At 58.0% G+C, this 2,665-nt stretch carries 4 protein-coding genes; 2 read left to right on the top strand and 2 right to left on the bottom strand.

The genetic code is table 11. The features are described 5' to 3' along the window. A partial coding sequence (locus KB557_RS10540; protein WP_255134004.1) for a glycosyltransferase family protein occupies positions 1-599 on the bottom strand: 599 nt, incomplete at its 3' end. Positions 600-727: 128 nt separating this feature from the next. On the opposite strand from KB557_RS10540, the gene KB557_RS10535 reads away from it, so the two are divergent. Continuing rightward, complete coding sequence (locus KB557_RS10535; RefSeq protein WP_255134002.1) at positions 728-1,282, top strand: hypothetical protein; 555 nt, start codon at positions 728-730, stop codon at positions 1,280-1,282. Positions 1,283-1,305: 23 nt separating this feature from the next. After that, positions 1,306-2,436: a glycosyltransferase family 4 protein gene (locus KB557_RS10530; RefSeq protein ID WP_255134000.1), complete on the top strand. Its 1,131-nt coding sequence runs from the start codon at positions 1,306-1,308 to the stop codon at positions 2,434-2,436. Here the strand turns inward: KB557_RS10530 and KB557_RS10525 are convergent. Beyond that, positions 2,403-2,665: CmcI family methyltransferase (locus KB557_RS10525; RefSeq protein ID WP_255133998.1), on the bottom strand; the 263-nt coding region annotated here is incomplete at its 5' end. The two genes, KB557_RS10530 and KB557_RS10525, sit on opposite strands and share 34 nt — an antisense overlap.

Here is a 2,665-nt window from a genome sequence, read left to right as displayed (position 1 = left end):
CAGGTTCCCAGGCGCATGCCGAGCGCCAGTGCCGACCTGCAGAAGTCAATGTCGTAGGCGTGGAAGCGAAATTGGGGATCAAATCGCAGTCCACTGCGTTGCAAGACCTCAATTTTGGCGGCCAGAAGCAACCCAACAAGCACCATGCAGCGTCGCGGTGTGGGGCCAGAGGCATTGGGTTCCACCAGGCTGGGATCCCAGTGATTCAGATACCCGCTGGGCCGCCGCTGGGACCACTGCCAGCCACCATTATCACCTCGCTCGAAGTACCAGTTGCCCTGCTGTGGACCAACATCTCCCTCACCGGCCAATCCCACCACATCAAAGTGGCGCAGTGCCCGCTCTAGGCGGAACTGGAGAAACCAGTCGTGCACGAACAGATCGTCATGCACAAACGCCACAATGCCCTCAGGGGGCAACTCTTCGATGGCCTTGTTGTAGATCTCAGATAGTCCTTGGCAGTGCTTGCCCCGGTTGCCAGCCACCAGGAACAACCTCGGGCGCAGAGCTGGTGGAAACTGGCGTAAGCTTCTGCCCAGCAGGGTGGACCGTGAGAAATAACTCGGGAACTGCTGGCTGGCACAGACAAGCGTGAGCATGACCCTGATGATCGTCCACAGCTGGCCTCTCTACAGAGCCTATGGATAATCTGCGCCTGAACGGGCCCGCGTTGCGATAGGTGACATGTCTGGCCGCAGGGTTGAAGATGGGACGATGCCACGCAGCGGTGATGCTCAACAACACGGCCTCCAGTAGCAGCGGCCTCCCTCCTATCACCAGCAAATCACGCCGGCGCCTGGTCAAGGCTGGGCACGTGCATTGCTTCCATCGGCTGCGCCTCAACGGCGGCGGAACGGTACTGATTGCCACGGTGGCCCAGGGTCACGTGGTGCCTTCAACCTGGGCCAGTGCCTATGCGTGCCTGCCGGACAGTCCGCAGCTGCTGGTCAGGGATGTTCACTTCGAGCCGTTCAGGCTGGACGAGTACAGGCAGACATACAACCTTCGTAGCCTGGAATGGCTCGACAGTCGCTTCATGTTAAAGCTGGCACTGGAGCAATGCCTGATGGATATCGGCAGGCATTTAAAGGAAACGCAAGGAGCTGATAGTGTCCTGGCTAATCCTGAACCTATCGATCGCATTGACCTGCATGTAATGCGCGCTCAGGGAGCTTTGCCCTATCTCCAGCAGCTCATGGAACGCTGCCGAGACCATCTCCTTCTGTTTCAGGATCTGCGCCTGGTTCATGATCTACCGGCGCCAACTTTTGGCACCCGATGACAGAGTCCCTGCGTATTCTGCTGGTGAACCATGGACTCGCTGCCGAGATGATGGGGGGCGACGGTGTGCAAATTGAGGCCACCGCTGCAGGCTTACGACACCGCAACCATCAGGTGCGCGTGGCCTACTCAAACCAGCCTGATACCACCGGGGTCGACCTCGTCCACATTTTTAACGCCCGTACCGACCAAGCCCTGGCTGGTCAGTTGGCGGCGGCCCGCCTGGCTGACCTCCCTGTGGTGGTCAGTCCGATCTGGATTTCCCTCACCCAGGCGCGCTGGGGATCACTGGCAGCACGCGGTGTGCTGGAGAAGCTCCAGCACGATCCAACCATTGGCGAGCGCCTGTTGAAGCAGCTGATCGCACGCACGCTCGCTGTGATCTTTGATGGGGATGTCCTTCATTTCGATCAAGCAGGTCCAACGGCAACAGCACAGTTGAACCGCATCGCCAGGTTGCTTGAGGATGTCGATGCACTCCTCCCTAACAGTTGGCTGGAGTTAGCTGCCTTGCGTCGTGACCTTGCCTGGAGAGGAACCCAGGTGGAGGTTGCACCATACGGTGTGGATCCCAGGCTATTTAGCGATCCAGATCCAGAGCCCTTCCGCAAACTCAGCGGCTTGCGGGGTCCGTTTGTACTTCAGGCAGGGCGGGTTGAACCACCAAAGAATACCGCCATGCTGCTTCAGGCACTTCGCCACACCGATCTGCCGGTTGTGCTCGCGGGTCGACACGATCTGGATCCTGGGTATACCGAACTTTGCAAAACGATTGGTGGAAGCCGGCTGCATCTCCATGGCCATCTATCACCTGATCTACTTGCTTCGGCCTATGCAGCTGCGTCGGTCCACGTGCTGCCTAGCTGGTGCGAGACCTGTGGTCTCGTTACCCTCGAGGCAGCCCTCGCTGGTACCCCTGTTGTGGTAAGCATTGCTGGCCACGAGGCAGCATATGTGGGGTCTGATGCCTGGTATTGCGATCCGGCAGATCCCTGCTCCGTGCTCAATGCTGTGGTAGCAGCCATCGACGCAGGTCGCAATGATCCTCGGGTGCGGAGGTTGCAACGGAGGATCCTGGCTGAATTCAATTGGAACGCAGTGGCCGAGGCGAGCGAGAGAGCCTACTCCTTGGCACTAGGCTTACGGCGTAAGTAGCCATCAGCAAAATTAGACAAACCAGAGGCACTCAAGTAAGTTTCACAGCGCTCAAAGTCATCAGATTCAGCAAGAAAACTAACAATAGCCGTGCGTGGATTGGAATCGACGAGGGATCGGTAAGGAGCCACGGGTGTTCCTGCTAAATCCGCAAAGCTGGTATCGGCAACAATCAACAGACCATCCCTATTGACAAATTGCTGGTATGCCCTTATCTCTGCCAGGACAT

Source organism: Synechococcus sp. Cruz CV12-2-Slac-r (assembly GCF_024346075.1).
Taxonomy (GTDB): domain Bacteria; phylum Cyanobacteriota; class Cyanobacteriia; order PCC-6307; family Cyanobiaceae; genus Synechococcus_D.
This window is presented reverse-complemented; position numbering and strand designations above follow the sequence as displayed.